This is a genomic window from Streptomyces sp. NPDC036984, from assembly GCF_055607665.1.
This window is the reverse complement of record NZ_JBVJRL010000003.1, coordinates 501,474-518,375: the sequence shown is the minus strand read 5'-3', so window position 1 is coordinate 518,375 and position 16,902 is coordinate 501,474. Positions and strand designations below refer to the sequence as shown.

At 71.9% G+C, this 16,902-nt stretch carries 13 protein-coding genes; 10 read left to right on the top strand and 3 right to left on the bottom strand.

Annotated features, from left to right (window positions below; translation table 11 throughout):
• Positions 1-40 precede the first annotated feature (40 nt).
• Positions 41-1,048, bottom strand: coding sequence for a hydroxyacid dehydrogenase (locus ACZ7DL_RS09000; RefSeq protein WP_470772638.1), 1,008 nt, complete (start codon positions 1,046-1,048; stop codon positions 41-43).
• 109 nt (positions 1,049-1,157) lie between these two features.
• Between ACZ7DL_RS09000 and ACZ7DL_RS08995 the strand changes: the two genes are divergently transcribed.
• The 10 genes from ACZ7DL_RS08995 to ACZ7DL_RS08950 all read left to right on the top strand — a co-directional run bounded on the left by ACZ7DL_RS08995 (position 1,158) and on the right by ACZ7DL_RS08950 (position 14,965).
• A complete protein-coding gene (locus tag ACZ7DL_RS08995) occupies positions 1,158-2,435 on the top strand; it encodes an FAD-binding protein (protein WP_470772636.1) in 1,278 nt (425 codons plus the stop codon).
• Between the two features lie 151 nt (positions 2,436-2,586).
• Positions 2,587-3,828, top strand: coding sequence for an ROK family transcriptional regulator (locus ACZ7DL_RS08990; RefSeq protein ID WP_470772635.1), 1,242 nt, complete (start codon positions 2,587-2,589; stop codon positions 3,826-3,828).
• Positions 3,825-5,684 (top strand): glycoside hydrolase, encoded by a 1,860-nt coding sequence (locus ACZ7DL_RS08985; protein WP_470772633.1) that lies wholly within the window; start codon positions 3,825-3,827, stop codon positions 5,682-5,684. Before ACZ7DL_RS08990 ends, ACZ7DL_RS08985 begins: the two co-directional genes overlap by 4 nt.
• A 239-nt stretch (positions 5,685-5,923) precedes the next feature.
• The gene (locus ACZ7DL_RS08980; RefSeq protein WP_470772631.1) at positions 5,924-7,186 is read left to right on the top strand and encodes an ABC transporter substrate-binding protein; all 1,263 of its coding nucleotides are present in this window, start codon (positions 5,924-5,926) and stop codon (positions 7,184-7,186) included.
• Between the two features lie 20 nt (positions 7,187-7,206).
• A complete protein-coding gene (locus ACZ7DL_RS08975) occupies positions 7,207-8,172 on the top strand; it encodes a carbohydrate ABC transporter permease (protein WP_470772629.1) in 966 nt (321 codons plus the stop codon).
• Positions 8,169-9,035 carry a carbohydrate ABC transporter permease gene (locus ACZ7DL_RS08970; RefSeq protein ID WP_470772627.1) on the top strand — a complete coding sequence of 289 codons (867 nt, stop codon included), beginning with the start codon at positions 8,169-8,171 and terminating at the stop codon, positions 9,033-9,035. The genes ACZ7DL_RS08975 and ACZ7DL_RS08970 overlap by 4 nt, the downstream gene beginning before the upstream one ends.
• Before the next feature lie 12 nt (positions 9,036-9,047).
• Positions 9,048-11,948 (top strand): glycoside hydrolase family 2 TIM barrel-domain containing protein, encoded by a 2,901-nt coding sequence (locus ACZ7DL_RS08965; RefSeq protein ID WP_470772626.1) that lies wholly within the window; start codon positions 9,048-9,050, stop codon positions 11,946-11,948.
• Between the two features lie 342 nt (positions 11,949-12,290).
• Entirely contained in the window at positions 12,291-13,607 is a 1,317-nt protein-coding gene (locus tag ACZ7DL_RS08960; RefSeq protein WP_470772624.1) for a jacalin-like lectin, read from the top strand.
• A 64-nt stretch (positions 13,608-13,671) separates the two neighbouring features.
• Positions 13,672-14,256, top strand: coding sequence for a TetR/AcrR family transcriptional regulator (locus tag ACZ7DL_RS08955; RefSeq protein ID WP_470772622.1), 585 nt, complete (start codon positions 13,672-13,674; stop codon positions 14,254-14,256).
• A complete protein-coding gene (locus tag ACZ7DL_RS08950; protein ID WP_470772620.1) occupies positions 14,249-14,965 on the top strand; it encodes an alpha/beta fold hydrolase in 717 nt (238 codons plus the stop codon). Before ACZ7DL_RS08955 ends, ACZ7DL_RS08950 begins: the two co-directional genes overlap by 8 nt.
• Here the strand turns inward: ACZ7DL_RS08950 and ACZ7DL_RS08945 are convergent.
• The gene (locus ACZ7DL_RS08945; protein WP_470772619.1) at positions 14,899-15,102 is read right to left on the bottom strand and encodes a hypothetical protein; all 204 of its coding nucleotides are present in this window, start codon (positions 15,100-15,102) and stop codon (positions 14,899-14,901) included. The two genes, ACZ7DL_RS08950 and ACZ7DL_RS08945, sit on opposite strands and share 67 nt — an antisense overlap.
• Positions 15,103-15,139: 37 nt before the next feature.
• Positions 15,140-16,873, bottom strand: coding sequence for a DUF2264 domain-containing protein (locus tag ACZ7DL_RS08940; RefSeq protein ID WP_470772618.1), 1,734 nt, complete (start codon positions 16,871-16,873; stop codon positions 15,140-15,142).
• Positions 16,874-16,902: the final 29 nt, after the last annotated feature.

Here is a 16,902-nt window from a genome sequence, read left to right as displayed (position 1 = left end):
AAGCGTTTGTACAACGAAATCCGCAGTATGTGCGCGGGCCCTACGCCGCCCGTTCCAGTTCCGCCTGGTCGACCGCGTACCGGAGTTCCTCGCCCGACGTCAGCCGCTCGGCCTCCTCCACCACCGTGCGGCCGAGGCGGGCCACCTCGTTGCCCTGGGAGCCGGCCAGGTGCGGGGTGACGAAGGCGTTCGGGAGGTCGTAGAGCGGGGAGTCGGCGGGCAGCGGTTCGGGGTCGGTGACGTCCAGGACGGCGCTGAGGCGTCCGGTGCGCAGCTCCGCGATCAGCGCCTCGTGGTCGACCAGGCCACCGCGCGCGGTGTTGACGAGCACCGACCCGTCGGACATCAGGGCGAGTTCGCGGGCGCCGATCATGTGCCGGGTCTCGGGGGTCTGCGGGGCGTGCAGGGTGACGATGTCGCAGGTGCGCAGCAGCTCGTCCAGGGGCCGCAGCGGGACGCCGAGCCGGGCGGCCTCCGGCGCGTCGACGTACGGGTCGGCGAGCGAGACCGCGAGGTCGAACGGGCGGAGCAGTCCGATCAGGCGGCGGCCGATCCGGGAGGCGCCGACGACACCGACGCGGCGGCCGTGGTTGCCGATGCCGGGGACGATGTCGCCGTAGGGGAAGGCCCGCTGGTCGCGGAGCCGGTCGCGGAAGGCGAAGACGTCCTTGCCGGCGAGCAGGATCATGGCGAGCGTGTACTCGGCGACGGGCAGGGCGTTGGCGGCGGCGGCCGAGGAGACGGCGATGCCCCGCCGCCAGACCTCGGGGGTGGCGAATCCCTTCACCGAGCCGGCCGCGTGGAGTACGGCGCGCAGCCGCGGTGCGGCGTCCAGAACGGCCGCGTCCAGGCGGGGGCAGCCCCAGCCGGTGACGAGAACCTCGGTGCGGGCCAGGACCTCCCGCACCCGGGGATCGGCGAAGTCGTGTGCGACCAGGGCGGGATCGACGTCCACACAGGCACGCAGCCGCGCCAGCAGGTCGGACGGGAAGACGTGCGGCAGGTTCCGGGCCGTCATGGCGAACAGCGCCTGGGGACGCTCGGGCAAGGACGTGATCCTCCGGCTCGGCACAGCACGGGTAGCAAACGATTTCTACAGTAGGTCGGCCCGCATGAGAGGGTCAACGGACACGCAGTTCGCCGGGAGGGACGCACGGATGACCGACACCGCAGGGGCAGGGACCAGGGGTGACGCGGGTGTGTGCACGAACTGGGCGCGGACCGTGACGTACACGGCGCGGGAGTTCCACCGCCCGCGCACGGTGGAGGCGCTCGCGGCGCTGGTGGCGGACAACATGCACGTGCGGGTGCTGGGCAGCGGGCACTCGTTCAACCGGATCGCGGACCCGGGCCCGGAGGGCATCCTGATCTCCACCGGTGGGCTGCCCCGGACGATCGACGTCGACACGACGGCGCGTACGGTCCGGGTGGCGGGCGGGGTCCGCTACGCCGAACTGGCCCGCGTGGTCCATGCGCACGGCCTCGCCCTGCCCAACATGGCCTCGCTGCCGCACATTTCGGTGGCCGGTTCGGTGGCGACGGGCACACACGGCTCGGGTGTGGACAACGCTCCGCTGGCGTCGGCGGTCCGGGAGCTGGAGATGATCGTCGCGGCCGGCGATGCCGGGACGATCGGCCGGGACGACCCGCGCTTCGCCGGCTTCGTGACCTCCCTCGGCGCGCTCGGCGTCGTCACCGCGCTCACGCTCGACCTGGAGCCGGCGTACGAGGTGGAGCAGCGGGTCTACACCGAACTCCCGCTGGACGGTCTCGACTTCGATGCCGTGACGGCTGCCGGGTACAGCGTGAGCCTGTTCACGGACTGGCGGGAGCCGGGCTTCCGGCAGGTGTGGGTGAAGCGGCGCACGGACCAGCCGGCGGTGGACTTCCCGTGGGCGGCGCCCGCGGCCGGGCCGCTGCACCCGGTGCCGGGGATGCCCGCGCGGAACTGCACCGAGCAGCTGGGCGTGCCGGGGCCGTGGCACGAGCGGCTGCCGCACTTCCGGGCGGAGTTCACGCCGAGCAGCGGGGAGGAGATCCAGTCCGAGTATCTGCTGCCGCGGTCGGCGGCGGTGGAGGCGCTGCACGCGATCGACGGCATCCGGGAGACGGTGGCCGGTGTGCTCCAGATCTGCGAGGTGCGTACGGTCGCCGCCGACACGCAGTGGCTGAGCCCGGCCCACGGACGGGACTCGGTCGCGCTGCACTTCACCTGGGTGCGGGACGAGGCTGCCGTGCTGCCGGTGGTGCGCCGGCTGGAGGAGGCGCTGGAGCCGTTCGACCCGCGCCCGCACTGGGGGAAGGTCTTCCAGACCCCCGCGGTCGTGCTCCGCCGTCGCTACGCGCGGTTCGGCGACTTCCGGGCCCTGGTCCGCTTCCTGGATCCTTCCGAGACGTTCGCCAACGCCTTCGTGCGGGGCCTCCTCGACAGCTGACGGCCTCCCGGCGCGCCGGACTTTCTCCACCCCCTTTCCTAACCCCTTGTCGAAACCCGCTCCCAGCTCATAGCCTGACACCCGTGCCGGTTGCCGGTGCCGATGCCGCCCCGGCCCGGTCCGGTCTGCACGGGATGGGAGGAGCAGCCGCGTGAAGCGCACATCACGTGACATCCGCACCGCGAACCGCTACGAGGTGCTGCGCCAGATCATCGCCGAGTCCCCCACCTCCCGTCAGGAGCTGGCCGCCGCCACCGGGCTGAGCCTGGCCACGGTGGCCACGCTCGTCGGCGAGCTGCTGGACCTCCGCATGATCACCGAGGTGGGGTTCGAGGACTCGGCCGGAGGGCGCCCGCGCGGCCTGGTCGCCGTCGACGCGTCGGGGGGCGCGTTGATCGGCGTGGACATCGCGGAGACCTACGTCCACGTCGAGCTGTTCGACCTGGCGCTGAACGTGCTGGCCCGCGCCGACGAGGACATGCGGCCCGGGGAGAGCCGGCCCGAGCAGGTGGTCGGGCATGTCGCCGCCGCGGTCGGCTCGGTGGTCGCCCAGGCCGGGGTCGAGGCGGCCCGGGTGCTCGGTGTCGGGGTCAGCGTGCCGGGCCAGGTGGACCGGGGCACCGGCGTCGCCGAGTACGCGCCCAACTGGAACTGGCACGACGTGCCGTTGCTCGACCTGCTCTCCGAGCACATCGCCTACCCCCTCCACCTGGACAATCCGCTGCGCGCCTGCGCGGTGGCCGAGCTGTGGTTCGGAGCCGCGCGCGGCCGCGGGGACGCCGTGGTGGTCAACCTGGGCACCGGGGTCGGCGCCGGTCTGGCCCTCGGCGGCGGCCTGCACCGGGGGGTGAGCAACAGCGCCGGCGAGTGGGGGCACACCACGCTCGTCCTGGACGGGCGGCTGTGCCACTGCGGCAACAACGGGTGCGTGGAGACGTACGTCGGGGCGCCCGGCATCATGCAGAACCTGCGCGAACTCAGCCCGCGCTCGCCGCTGTTGCACCCCGATGACCAGACCGCCACCATCGACGCGCTGGCCCGCGCGGTCGCCGAGGACGACCCGGTCGCGCTCAAGGTCGTCCGGGACACCGCCCGTTACCTCGGCGCCGGCATCTCCGACCTGATCAATCTCCTCAACCCCGAAGTGGTCGTGCTGAGCAGCTGGGTGGCCTCCCGGCTGGGCGAGCCACTGCTGAACGAGGTCCGCCAGGCGGTCGCCCGGCACGCCCTGCGCCGGCCGCTGGCCGCCACCGAGATCGTCCTCTCCCCCATCCCCACCGACCCGGTCTCCCTCGGCGCGGCCACGTTCGCGCTGGAGGGGGCGCTGCAGTCGGTGGGGCACCGCGCAGCGAGGCGCACCACCGCAAGGAGCCGTACCGCACCGCCTTCATGACGACGGAAGGGTTGCACGTGTCCGAGCCCCGCACCATCAGAGCGCTCCTGCCGGCGGCCGCGGCCGTACTGGCCGTCACAGGAGCCCTGCTCACCTCCCCGCCCGCGAGCGCCGCTCCCCCGGCCGCCGCCGAGGTCTCCCCGCACGCCGCCCAGACCATCGACAACATCGGCGCGTCCGGCGCCTGGTGGGTCAACGACCTCCAGCACTTCGACCCCGCGGTACAGGACCGGGTCGCCCGGCTGCTGTTCTCCCGGCAGGGCCTGGACCTCAGCGCGTACCGCTACAACATCGGCGGAGGCGGCACCGGCGTGACCTACGCGCCCCGCGCCCCCGAGGACTTCCTGAACGCCGGCGGCGGTTACGACTGGAGCAAGGACAAGGCCGGCCGCTCCTTCCTCCGCGCCGCCGCCGCATACGGCGTCGAGGACCTCATCGGCTTCGTCAACAGCGCGCCCGCCGCGTGGAAGACGAACGGCAAGAGCTGCGGCGGCCACCTGAAGACCGAGAACGAGCAGGACTTCGCACGTTACATGGCCGACGTCACCGACCACTTCGCGCAACAGGGCATACGCCTGGACTACATCAGCCCGTTCAACGAGCCGACGAACAGCTTCGACTCGTGCGGTCAGGAGGGCATGCTCGTCGACGTCTCCCAGCGCGACGACATCGTGCGCGCGCTCGGCGCCGAGCAGCGGGTCCGGCACCAGAAGACGACGATCATCGCCGACGAGTCGACCAGCACGGTCAAGTTCAACTCCGAGGTCCCGCAGTGGATCTCACAGCCGGGCACGGCCCCGTACGTCACCAAGCTGGCGCATCACACGTACGACAACCCGGGCGACGCCGACCGGGCCCAGGTGTACGAGACCTCCAGGGCGGCCGGGAAGCCGTCCTGGTCGACGGAGATCTGCTGCTTCGGCAAGGGCGGCACCGGCTGGGCGCAGGAGTACGACCCGACGATCGACGGCGGGCTGAATCTGTCCCGGATCATCTACAAGGACTTCGCGACCGCCCATGACTCGGCGTTCCAGTGGTGGGTGGCACTGTCGGAGATGATCGGCAGCGACCCGAACGCCCGGAACGACGACGGCTGGAACGACGGCCTGATCTACTACGACCCGGACTACGCGGCCGACGGCAACCAGACCCTGTACTTCACCAAGCGCTACTACGCCCTGGGCCAGTACAGCAAGTTCGTGCGGCCCGGCGCGGTCATGCACAACGTGACCGGTGTGCCGGACGGCGTGGAGGTGTCCGCGTACGACCGGGACGGGACGTGGGTCGTCGTGGTGAACAACCACAACACCTCCGACACCGCGCTGAACCTGCACTTCAACAGCCGTACGCCGGTGCGGGCCACGCAGGCCGTGCGGACCTCCGCCGAGGAGAACTGGGCGAAGGTGGCGAAGCCTTCGGTGGCCGGCGGCACGGTGTCGGCGACGCTCGCCGCCCGCTCGGTGACGACCTATGTCCTTCGGCAGCAGGGGCACGGGCGTTCTGCGCTGACCGGCGCCCTGGTGGGCCGACAGTCGGGCAAGTGCCTGACCGCCGATGCCTCGGGTGCCGCCATCGCCGGTTGCACGGGCGCGGCCGGGCAGTCCTGGTCGTACGACGCGCGGGGCACCCTCAAGGGCGCGAGCGGCTATCTGACGGCCGGGAGTTCGGGTCTTGCCACGACGGCCTCCTACCGCGGTGACGGCACACAGCGCTGGCTGCTGAACGGCAACGGGCAGATCGTGAACGAGGCGTCGGGCACGTGCCTGGACGTCAGCGGCCAGGCGACGGCCGACGGCAGCAAGGTCGTCCTGCACCGGTGCGACGGCGGCGCCGACGAGAGCTGGACCAGGCAGTAGACCCGCCCCTCCGTTGACCGAGGGCCGCCGGCCACTCCCCTGACCCGGCGGCCCTCATCTCCCCTGCCCGGCCTGCCCGTTCGTGATTCCGAACCGCGTACAACAACTCGTGCGGGCTTCGTCCAACCCCTTGCCGAAGCCTTAGCCGAAGGTTAGCGTCCCGCACCACGCCCCCGTCGGGCCAGCAGGCCGCCGGGCGTGAGAGCCACAGCCGTACTCGAACAGAGAAGGACGTCAGCATGTCGGCACAGAGCAGCACCTGGGACCGCCGATCGATACTCCGGGCCGCCGCGGGCCTGGCCGCCGCCGGCCCGCTCGCCGCATGCGGCGGCAACAACGGCCGGGGCGGCGGCTCCGGTTCGGGCAAGCAGCTCGTCCAGTACTTCCACGCGTACGGGGAGCCGGGCACCGAGCAGGCGATCAAGCGCTACGCGAAGGCGTACACGAAGGCGGACGTGACCACGCAGTGGATCACCGGGTCGAACTTCGAGAGCAAGCTGTTCGCGTCCCTGCTCACCTCGCAGGCGCCGGACCTGTTCGAGTTCCACCCGCAGATCCAGCTCGTCCGCAGCGGCCAGGTGGCGGACCTGACCGACATCGTCGAGCCGGTCAAGGACGACTTCAACCAGGCCGACATCAGGTCCCACACGGTCGACGGCAAGATCTACGGCGTCCGGATGATCGACGACCCGCAGTTCTTCTTCTACCGCAAGTCCCTGCTGGAGAAGGCGGGCATCGAGCCGCCCACCACCCTGGAGGAGCTGATCGAGGCGGCCGCCAAGCTCACCACGAGCAAGGTCAAGGGCCTGTTCCTCGGCAACGACCTGCACGCGGTGATCAACCCGTTGATCTGGTCGGCCGGCGCGGACACCCTGAACGAGAAGAACGAGATCGCCTACCACACGGACGGCGTGATCGAGGGGCTGAAGAAGATGCGGGGGCTGTTCACCAGCGGCCATCTGCTGCTGGACGCCCCGGCCGACTTCTGGGACCCCTCGGCGCTCAACCAGGGCCTGTGCGCGATCCAGTTCTGCGGAATGTGGGCCATGCCGCAGTTCCAGCAGACCCTCGGCGACGACCTCGGCATCATGCCGTTCCCGAAGGTCAGCGACGCGGGCAAGCCGTCCGTCTACAACGGCGGCTGGTCCATGTTCGTCAACGCCAAGGGCCGACACGTCGACGCGGCCAAGGAGTACGTGAAGTGGCTGTGGACCGACCAGCAGAAGTACCAGGAGGACTGGGCGACCTCCTACGGCTTCCACATCCCGCCGCGCACCTCCCTCGCGCAGTCGGCGGGCAAGCTGAAGTCGGGCCTGCCGGCGGAGGGCGTGAAACTCTTCAACGAGTACGGGCACTTCGACAACATCGGCTGGACCCAGGCGATGATCACCGCCACGGAGAACCTCTTCGCCGACTGCGTCCGCAAGGGCGGTGACCCCGAGGCCGCGCTCGACGCGTGCGACAAGACGGTGAACGCCGAGCTGAAGAAGCTGTTCGGATAGGCCGCCGGACGGATACCGACATGTCGACGACCACCACGCGCGGTGTCGCGAGCCCCGCCCCGGCCAAGGTCCCCAAGGCCCGGCCGCGGCGGGGGCTGCGCGGCAGCCACACCTTCAACTTCTGGCTCTTCACCAGCCCGTTCCTGATCGGACTGATCGTCTTCGTCTACGTCCCGATCGGCTGGAGCCTCTACCTCAGCTTCTTCGAGGCCCGCTTCACGGTCACGCCCAGCGATTTCGTCGGTCTGGGCAACTACCGGGAGATCCTTTCCGACAGCCGGTTCATGGGCTCGCTCGGCACCTTCACCGTCTTCGCCGCCTTCATCGTGCCCACCACCTGGGCGCTCTCCCTGGGCCTCGCCCTGCTCGTGAACCGGCTGCGCTTCATGCGGGCGTTCTACCGGTCGGTGTTCTTCCTGCCGACCGCGTGCAGCTATGTCGCCGCCTCGCTGATCTGGAAGATGTCCGTCTTCAACGGCGTCCGCTTCGGCCTGGCGAACACCGTCCTCGGGCTGTTCGGCGTGGACAACACCGCCTGGCTCGCCAACCCCGACCCGCCCTGGTACTGGCTGGTCGTCATCACCGCCCGGCTGTGGCTCCAGTCCGGCTTCTACATGATCCTGTTCCTGGCCGCGCTCCAGAACATCCCGCAGGAGCTGTACGAGGCCGCCGCCATCGACGGCGCCAAGCGGGGCTGGCAGACCTTCCGTTACATCACGCTGCCGCAGCTGCGGGCCACCTCCACGGCCGTGATCCTGCTGCTGCTCGTGGCCGCCTACCAGGCCTTCGACGAGTTCTTCAACCTGCTGTCCAAGACGACCTGGGGCCGCCCGCCGCTGGTCGAGCTGTACTACACCGCCCTCGGCCAGGACCAGAACTACGGCAAGGGCAGCGCGGGAGCCGTGGTGCTGACCGTGCTGATCTGTGTCGTCACCCTGTTCCAGGGGAAGATCATGGGATTCGGCAGGGGGGAGGAGTCCAAGTGACCACGACCGCACCCGACGCCGGCAAGCGCGCCCGGCGCGGCGGGGTGATGAGCTCCACCGGCCTGTACCTCGCCACCAGTGTCGCCGCGCTCCTCTTCCTCGTCCCCTTCTACCTGCTGATCCGCAACGCCCTGTCCACCGACCCTGAGATCACCGGCGAGAACTGGAAGTTCTTCCCGACCCACATCCAGTGGGGCAACATCACCGAGCCGTTCGACGACCCGACGGTCGACTTCGGCCGGTCGATGTGGAACTCGCTGGTCGTCGGCGTCCTGCACACGCTCGGCACGCTCTTCGTCTGCTCGCTGGCCGGCTACGCCCTCGCCCGCATCCCCTACAAGCACGCCGACAAGATCTTCTACGCCGTCCTGGTGACCTTGATGGTCCCGGCCGCGGTCACCTTCGTCCCCAGCTTCGTGCTGGTGTCGTCCCTCGGCTGGGTGGACAGCTACCGCGGCCTGATCGTCCCGGGCCTGTTCAGCGGTTTCACCTGCTTCCTGTTCCGGCAGTACTTCCTCGGGTTCCCGAAGGAACTGGAGGAGGCGGCGCGCGTGGACGGGCTCGGCTACTGGGGCGCGTACTGGCGGGTCGTCGTACCGAACTCGTTGAACTTCTTCGCGGCGATCGCCACCATCACCTTCATCAACGGCTGGAACGCCTTCCTGTGGCCGCTGGTCATCGGCCAGGACCCGAGCGCCTGGACCGTCCAGGTCGCGCTGTCGTCGTACATGACCAACCAGACCGTCAACTACCACCTCATCTTCATGGCGACCGCCATTTCCATCCTGCCCCTGCTGTTCGTGTTCCTCTTCCTCCAGCGCTGGCTGGTGCAGGGGATCGCACAGACCGGCATCAAGGGCTGAGCTAGGAGACCGATGTCCTTCCGCACCACCACAGCCACCGACTACGTCGAGGACGTCTCGCCGGGATTCGGCGCCCTGCCGCCCCGGACCTGGTACGCGTCCTCCGACGCCAAGGCCCTTTCGCTCAACGGCAGCTGGCGCTTCAGACTGTCGGACACGGCCGACGCCGAGGACGACTCCTTCGCGGAGGAGGGGTACGACGCCGGTGCCTGGGCGGAGGTGTCGGTCCCCGGCCACTGGGTCCTCCAGGGGCACGGCTCCCCCATCTACACCAACCACCTCTACCCGTTTCCGGTCGACCCGCCCCGGGTCCCGACCGAGAACCCGACCGGCGACCACCTGCGCCTGTTCGACCTGCCCGAGGACTGGCCGGCCGACGGCGGATCGGTGCTCCGCTTCGACGGCGTGGAGTCCTGCGCCCGCGTCTGGCTGAACGGCACCGACCTCGGCGAGTTCAAGGGCTCCCGGCTGCCGCACGAGTTCGCGGTCGGGCACCTGCTGAAGCCGAGCGGCAACGTCCTGGCCGTCCGCGTCCACCAGTGGTCGGCGGGCTCGTACCTGGAGGACCAGGACCAGTGGTGGCTGCCCGGCATCTTCCGGGACGTGACCCTGCTGCACCGCCCTGCGGGCAGTGTCCTCGACTTCTTCGTGCGCGCCTCCTTCGACCACACCACCGGTGAGGGCACGCTGCGGGTTGACTCCGACGTGGACGGCCGGGTGACCGTGCCGGACCTGGGCATCGACATCGAGACCGGCGAGTCGGAGACCGTGCCGGTCGAACCGTGGTCCGCCGAGTCGCCCCGGCTCTACGACGGCGTGCTGGCCACCGAGGGCGAGCGGGTGCCGCTGCGCATCGGCTTCCGCACGGTGGAGCTGTCGGACGGCCTGATCAAGGTGAACGGCCGCCCGGTGCTCTTCAAGGGCGTCAACCGGCACGAGTGGCACCCCGAGAAGGGCCGGGCGCTCGACCTCACGACCATGCGCGAGGACGTGCTGCTGATGAAGCGGCACAACATCAACGCGGTCCGCACCTCCCACTACCCGCCGCACCCGGCCTTCCTCGACCTGTGCGACGAGTACGGCCTGTGGGTGATCGACGAGTGCGACCTGGAGACGCACGGCTTCACCGAGCAGGGCTGGCGGGACAACCCCGTCGACGACGACCGCTGGACTCCGGCCCTGCTCGACCGGGCGGCCCGTATGGTCGAGCGGGACAAGAACCACCCGTCGGTCGTCATCTGGTCCCTCGGCAACGAGGCCGGCACCGGCCGGGGCCTGACCGCGATGGCCGAGTGGATCCGCGGACGGGACTCCTCCCGGCTGCTCCACTACGAGGGCGACCTCACCTGCCGGGACACGGACGTCTACTCACGGATGTACGCGGACCACGCCGAGGTCGAGCACATCGGCCAGGGCCGGGACGGCGGACCGCACCGGCGCCGCCACCTCCCGTTCATCCTCTGCGAGTACGCGCACGCCATGGGCAACGGCCCCGGCGGACTCCTCGACTACCAGCGGCTCTTCGAGGCCCACGAGCGGCTCCAGGGCGGCTTCGTCTGGGAGTGGATCGACCACGGCATCGCCCATCCCGACCTGGGCTTCGCCTACGGCGGCGACTTCGGCGAGGAGCTGCACGACGGCAACTTCGTCTGCGACGGCCTGCTGTTCCCGGACCGCCGGCCCTCCCCCGGGCTGATCGAGTTCAAGAAGGTGATCGAGCCGGTGTCCCTGACCGGCGACGGCACGGACGGCACGGTGCGCGTCACCAACAAGTACGACTTCGCGGACCTGTCGGCACTGGCCTTCTCGTGGTCGTACGACGTCGAGGGCGAGCCGGTGGAGTCCGGCACCCTGTCGGTGCCCGCGCTGGCGCCCGGCGAGTCCGCCGAGGTCAAGCTGCCCGCCGTGCCGGCCGGGGCGCCGGCCGGGGAGGCCCACTGGACCATCCGCGCACGGCTCGCCGCCGGCACCTCGTGGGCGCGGCGGGGCCATGCCGTCGCCTGGGGCCAGATCCCGGTGACGGCGCGCCGGGTGCCGTACGTCGCCACGACCGCCCGGCCGGCGCGCGGCGACGGGCTGATCGCTCTCGGCCCGGCCGCCTTCGACGCCCGCACCGGGGCGCTGCGGACCATCGGCCAGGTGCCCGTCACGGGGCTGCGCCTGGACGTGTGGCGGGCCAGCACCGACAACGACGACGGCGCCGCCTGGCAGTCCGACCTGCGCTACGGGCTGCTGTGGCGCCGGCTCGGCCTGCACCGGATGCGGCACCGGCTGGACGCGGTGGAGGTGGGCGAGGACGCGCTGACGGTCCGCTCCCGGGTGGCGCCGGCCGCCCGGGAGCTGGGGCTGGCGACGGTGTACCGCTGGACGTCGGACGGCGACCGTCTCCGGCTGACCGTGTCCACCGCCCCGGAGGGCGACTGGACCGTCCCGCTGCCCCGCCTCGGCATCCGCTTCGGGCTGTCCGCGGCCGACCGTGTGCGGTGGTACGGCGGTGGCCCGGGCGAGGCGTATCCGGACACCCGGACGGCGGCCGCCGTCGGCCGCTGGGAGTCGACCGTGGACGAGCTGCAGACGCCGTACGTCCGCCCCCAGGAGAACGGCGCCCGGATCGACGTCCGCTGGGCCGAGCTGGGCGGTCTGCGCGTCGAGGGCGACCCGGCGTTCTTCCTCACCGCCCGGCGCTGGACCACCGAGCAGCTGGACGCCGCGGACCACCGCACCGACCTGGTGCCCGTCGCCGCAGCCGACACCGGCTCCGGCACCGCGGTCTGGGTCAATCTCGACCACGGCCAGCACGGCATCGGTTCCCAGTCCTGCGGCCCCGGCCCGCTGCCCCGGTACCACCTGCGGGCCGAGCCGGCCCAGTTCTCGTTCGTCTTCTCCACCACCTCTGCCGCAAAGACCGGTTGACCGACACGGCCCTGACGCCCGCCGCCGGCCGGCTCGGAGATCCGGGGACCTCCCCCGGACACCTCCTCACCCGGCCGGCCGCGGTCGCGTCGGGGTGGCGCCGCCGCTGCTGGGCGCCGGCATCGAGGCGTCCGGAACGCACGCCGTTCCCGTGCTGCTGACCGTGCTGTCGGCCGCGTCGCTGCTGGTGACGGTCGCGCTGATCCGGCCGACCGGGGCGGACGGGGAGGGAGCGGGCCGACGGGCCGGGCGGCGGCTCCTGTCCCCGGCTGTTCCCGCAACCGCTTTCCCCGCCGTCTTCACAACCGGCAGAGTTGACGTGAGCATGGTCACATGCGACCCATGAGACGATTCCTCGGCGCCCTCGCCGCCGGCCTGCTGGCCGTGTCCGGGCTCACCGCCTCCGCCGGTACGGCCCGGGCCGCGGACTCGGGGAGCTTCAGTGTCCTGACGTACAACGTGGCCGGGCTGCCGGAGGGACTCAGCTCCAGCCATCCGGCCGCCGACACTCCGCTGATCTCACCGCGGTTGGCGGACTACGGCATCGTCAACGTCCAGGAGGACTTCAACTACCACGCGGCGCTCTACGCCGGTGACCACCACCCGTACCGCACGGCCACCAGCGGCGGCGCGGGCATCGGGGACGGCCTCAACACCCTCTCGGCATACCCCTTCGAGGACTTCGAGCGGGTGAAGTGGCACGACTGCACCGGTACCGACTGCCTGACCCCGAAGGGCTTCACCCTCGCCCGGGTGCGACTGGCCGAGGGCGTCTACCTCGACCTGTACAACCTGCACCCCAACGCCGACGACACCGCGGACGCACTGGCCGCCCGGCGCGCCAACCTCGCCCAGCTGTCGGCCTTCATCCAGGCCGACTCTGCGGGCAACGCGGTGATCGTGATGGGCGACACCAACACCCGGTACACCCGGACCGGCGACACCATCCACACCCTCGTCCGCGACAACGGCCTGACCGACGCCTGGGTACAGCTGGTCAAGGGCGGTACGGCCCCCGCGCAGGGCGCCGATCCGCTGCTGTGCCCGGCGGCCGCGCCGCCCGACGACTGCGAGGTGGTCGACAAGGTCCTCTACCGCGGCAGCGACCTGGTCTCGCTGACCGCGACCCGCTACCACGACGAGTGGGCGAGGTTCCTGGACGCGAACGGCGGCAACCTCTCCGACCACTTCCCGCACACCGTCGACTTCTCCTACACGGTCAACCCGCGGCTCCGGGCGAGCGACTTCTTCGGCGGCCCGCACGGCACGTCGTTCAACGACGCCGACGATCTGCCGGCCGCGCCCGCCCCGCGCACGCTCACCCTACGCGGCGGCGCCCGCCTGGACGCCGTATCCCTCACGCACGACGGCGGAGCGGTCCTCGGACACGGCGGCACGGGCGGTACGCCCGCCTCCCTGAGCCTCGCCGCCGGCGAGCACCTCACCTCGGTGCGGCTCACCGAGGGCCGGAAGGACGGCCGCACCCGGATCTTCTCGGCCGCGTTCACCACCGACCGGGGCCGCACGCTGTCGACGGGCACGGCGACCGCGGACGGTGTCACCTTCACGGCCCCCACCGGCCGGCAGATCGTCGGCTTCACCGGCCGCTCCGGCGACGAGATCGACAAGCTCGGGGTGCTGTACGCGCCGATCAGCTGATCCGCCGCGCGCCCGTTTCCTAGATGCTCTAGGATTCATCCTAGACATCCAAGGAGGGGGGCGTATGGCCCGGGTGGGACTCACCGCCGAGCGGCTGGTGGCAGCCGCCGCGGAGCTCGCGGACGAGGTCGGCTTCGAACAGGTCGGCATCTCCGCGCTGGCCCGCCGCTTCGGCGTCAAGGACGCGAGTCTGTACTCGCACGTCCGCAATCTCCAGGACCTGCGCACCCGGCTCGCGCTGCACGCCGGCGGCGAGCTGATCGACCGGATCGCGGCGGCCGTGGCCGGGCGCGCGGGCAAGGAGGCGCTGACGGCGTTCGCCGACGCCTACCGGGACTACGCCCTGCGGCACCCGGGCCGGTACGCGGCCACCCAGATCCGTATCGACCAGGCCCTGATCGCCGACTCCCCCGCACTGCGCCGCACCGCGGAGATCACCTACGGCATGCTGCGCGCGTACGGCCTGGACGAACCGGACCTGACGGACGCGGTGCGCCTGCTGCGCAGCACCTTCCACGGCTACTGCGTCCTGGAGAGCGCGGGCGGCTTCGGCGCGGACCGGGACGTGCGGGCCTCCTGGGACAAGGCGGTCGACGCCCTGCACATCACCCTCGAACACTGGCCCAGGGAGCGGAGGAGCGATGACTGACACCCCGCACTTCGACGTCACGGGCGGCGGTCCCGTGCTGCTGCTCGTGCCGGGCGGGGCCGGGCATCCGATGGGGCTCGGACCGCTGACCGAGCGGCTGGCGACCCGCTTCACCGTGGTGACGTACGACCCGCTGGGCCTCGCGCACGGCCGGCTCGGCCGGCCGGTCCCCGAGCAGCGGGTGGCGGACTGGAGCGAGGGGGCCCGGCGGGTGCTGGAGGCGGTGCTGCCGGCGGGCGAGTCGGCGTTCGTGTTCGGCACCAGCTCCGGTGGCATCGCGGCCCTGGACCTGCTGGCCCGGCACCCCGAGCGGCTGGCGCACGTGGTCGCGCACGAGCCGCCGTGCGTGACGCTCCTGCCCGACGGGGCGGCGCGGCGGGCCGAGCTGATCGAGCAGCTGGACGGGCCCGGACGACCGGCCGCCGAGGGCGGGTCGGCGACCCCGATGGGTGTCTTCCTGGCCCGGGTCCTGCGTCCGTTCACGGCCTACGCACCCGCCGTCACCCCGCCGCCGGGCCGGCTCACGCTCGCCTTCGGTGCCGATGCACGCGGTGAACTCCTGCACCGGACGGCCGAGTCGGTCGCCGAGCGGCTGGGGTGCGGCTGCACCGAGTTCCCGGGCGGTCACCTCGGCACCCTGGATCACACCGTGGAGTTCGCGGACCTGCTCACCGAGACGCTGCTCTCCAGCGCGCGGACGTCGGCGTAGGAGGGGGTCGTACCGCCCGGGGCGCGCCCGGCCGCGATGTCGGCCACCGCGTCCTGGGCCGCGCCCGGCGCCCGCCGGTACAGCAGCGAGCCGAGGCCGCCCCGGCGCACGCCGAGACCGGCGAGGCGGTCGAGCATGGGCCCGGCGGGCGAGTGGAGAGCGCTCAGGCGCCCCTCAGCGGGGCGTCACCGACCACGACGGGCCCGTGGGCCGCCCGTCCGCCGCCGTGAACCGGAAGGCGGCGACCGGGCCCTCGGGCCAGGTCACCCGCACCTCGTAGCCCTGGTGCTCGCCGTCGTCCGCCCGCACCGCCACGGAGACCAGCTGCGGCAGGGGCACGGGGTCCGGCTCCCCGGTGAGCCGGGCGAGCGCCACGAAGAGCGTGCCGCCGTCGTCCCCGGTCGGCCCCGTCAGATCCGCCGACAGGCCGTGGACCGGGGCGAGTTCGGCCCGTGCGTTCTCCCCGGCCGGCCAGCCCGTCACCCGCACCTGGGTCCCGGGCGCCGCACCCGCCACCAGATGGGCCCGCACCTCCACCGCACCCCGGGCGACCACCAGGCTGGTGACGGTGGTCCCGGCCCGTACGGTGTGCCGGGAGGCGATCCATCCCTCGCCCGTGCCGAGCGGCTCGATCTGCGTACGGCTCGGATCGCCGCCGACGATCACGCTGTTGTCGTACGACGGCACGGGCGTGGTGGCGGTCGAGTAGGCGAGCCGGGTGTAGTAGGGGTCGTAGCGGACGTCCTCGCTGCCGTGGTTGTGCAGTCGGACCAAGCCGTCGGAACGGGTGGACTGGAGCAGCCAGTTGGGGGCGGGCACCGACCGCAGCGCGTCCGCCCGCTCGACCGGTCCCGGCTCCTCCGGTGCCGTCCAGACCTCGTGGTCCGGTGGGAGCAGCAGACCGAGGAAGCCCTTGCTCGCCCAGTACGGGGAGGCGGGGCCCGAGTAGTCCTGCACGAGCGACTCGTCGGGGCCGAGCCAGCCGAGCGGGAGCAGGCCGCGTGCGTCGACCGCGCCGCCGTCGAGGAAGTACCGCAGCGCGCCGGAGGCGAGGCGGCGCGTCTCGCCCGGGGGCAGCGGAGTGTGTCCGGTCAGCGCGCCGAGCCAGAGCGGGGCCGTCGTCGCGAACCGGTAGGTCAGGGAGCGGCCCTGGTGGAGCGGGGCGCCGTCGGCGCCGAACAGGTGGGCGTAGTCGGCGAGGTGGCGCGAGAGCCTCGGGCCGTACACGGACAGCAGGTCGGCGTCGTCCGCCAGCCAGGCGTGCAGGACCGGGTAGAGGTGCATGGCCCAGCCGTTGTAGTAGTCGAATTTGCGGCCGTCGCCGTCGGTGTACCAGCCGTCGCCGAGGTACCAGCCTTCGATCCGCTCCAGCCCGCGGTCGATCGCCTTGCGCGCCGCCTCCTCCCGGTGGCCGATCTCGGCGAGGAAGCCGCCGACGGTGACCGGGAACAGCTCCCAGTTGCACGGCCACGCCTCGGCGGCGAGCGCGTCCGCCAGCCAGGTGGCGGCCCGTTGCCGCACGCTGTCGTCCAGGCGGTCCCACAGCAGGGGCCGGGTGAGCCGCAGGGCGAGCGCGATCGAGGCGGCCTCGACCAGCGGCTGGCTGCGGTCCGTGATCCGCGGCCAGACGCCGCCGGGGCCGGCCGCGAGGCCCTCGGCATACCGGCCGAGCGCGGTCTCGTCACGTCGGAACGCGGCCAGCAGCAGGGTGCGGGCGTACCCCTCCAGGCCGTCGGAGAGCCGGCCGGCGTGGCTCACGTGGTCGCCGGGCAGGTGGTAGAGGGCGCGGTCGGGGGTGGCGTACGGCTCGACGGCGGCGAGCAGGGCGTCGGCGGCGGACTCCCAGTGGGCACGGGTGTAGCCGGTGTACGGGCTCGACGCGCGCTCGTCGGCGGCCAGGTGGATCACGGCGGTGGCTGTCCTTCCTCGGGGAACCC

Excerpts from the sequence above, each read along its gene's own strand:
- ACZ7DL_RS08995 (WP_470772636.1), top strand. The coding sequence starts at position 1,158 with ATGACCGACACCGCAGGGGCAGGGACCAGGGGTGACGCGGGTGTGTGC.
- ACZ7DL_RS08985 (WP_470772633.1), top strand. The coding sequence starts at position 3,825 with ATGACGACGGAAGGGTTGCACGTGTCCGAGCCCCGCACCATCAGAGCG.
- ACZ7DL_RS08980 (WP_470772631.1), top strand. The coding sequence starts at position 5,924 with ATGTCGGCACAGAGCAGCACCTGGGACCGCCGATCGATACTCCGGGCC.
- ACZ7DL_RS08975 (WP_470772629.1), top strand. The coding sequence starts at position 7,207 with ATGTCGACGACCACCACGCGCGGTGTCGCGAGCCCCGCCCCGGCCAAG.
- ACZ7DL_RS08965 (WP_470772626.1), top strand. The coding sequence starts at position 9,048 with ATGTCCTTCCGCACCACCACAGCCACCGACTACGTCGAGGACGTCTCG.
- ACZ7DL_RS08960 (WP_470772624.1), top strand. The coding sequence starts at position 12,291 with ATGAGACGATTCCTCGGCGCCCTCGCCGCCGGCCTGCTGGCCGTGTCC.
- ACZ7DL_RS08955 (WP_470772622.1), top strand. The coding sequence starts at position 13,672 with ATGGCCCGGGTGGGACTCACCGCCGAGCGGCTGGTGGCAGCCGCCGCG.
- ACZ7DL_RS08950 (WP_470772620.1), top strand. The coding sequence starts at position 14,249 with ATGACTGACACCCCGCACTTCGACGTCACGGGCGGCGGTCCCGTGCTG.
- ACZ7DL_RS08945 (WP_470772619.1), bottom strand. The coding sequence starts at position 15,102 with ATGCTCGACCGCCTCGCCGGTCTCGGCGTGCGCCGGGGCGGCCTCGGC.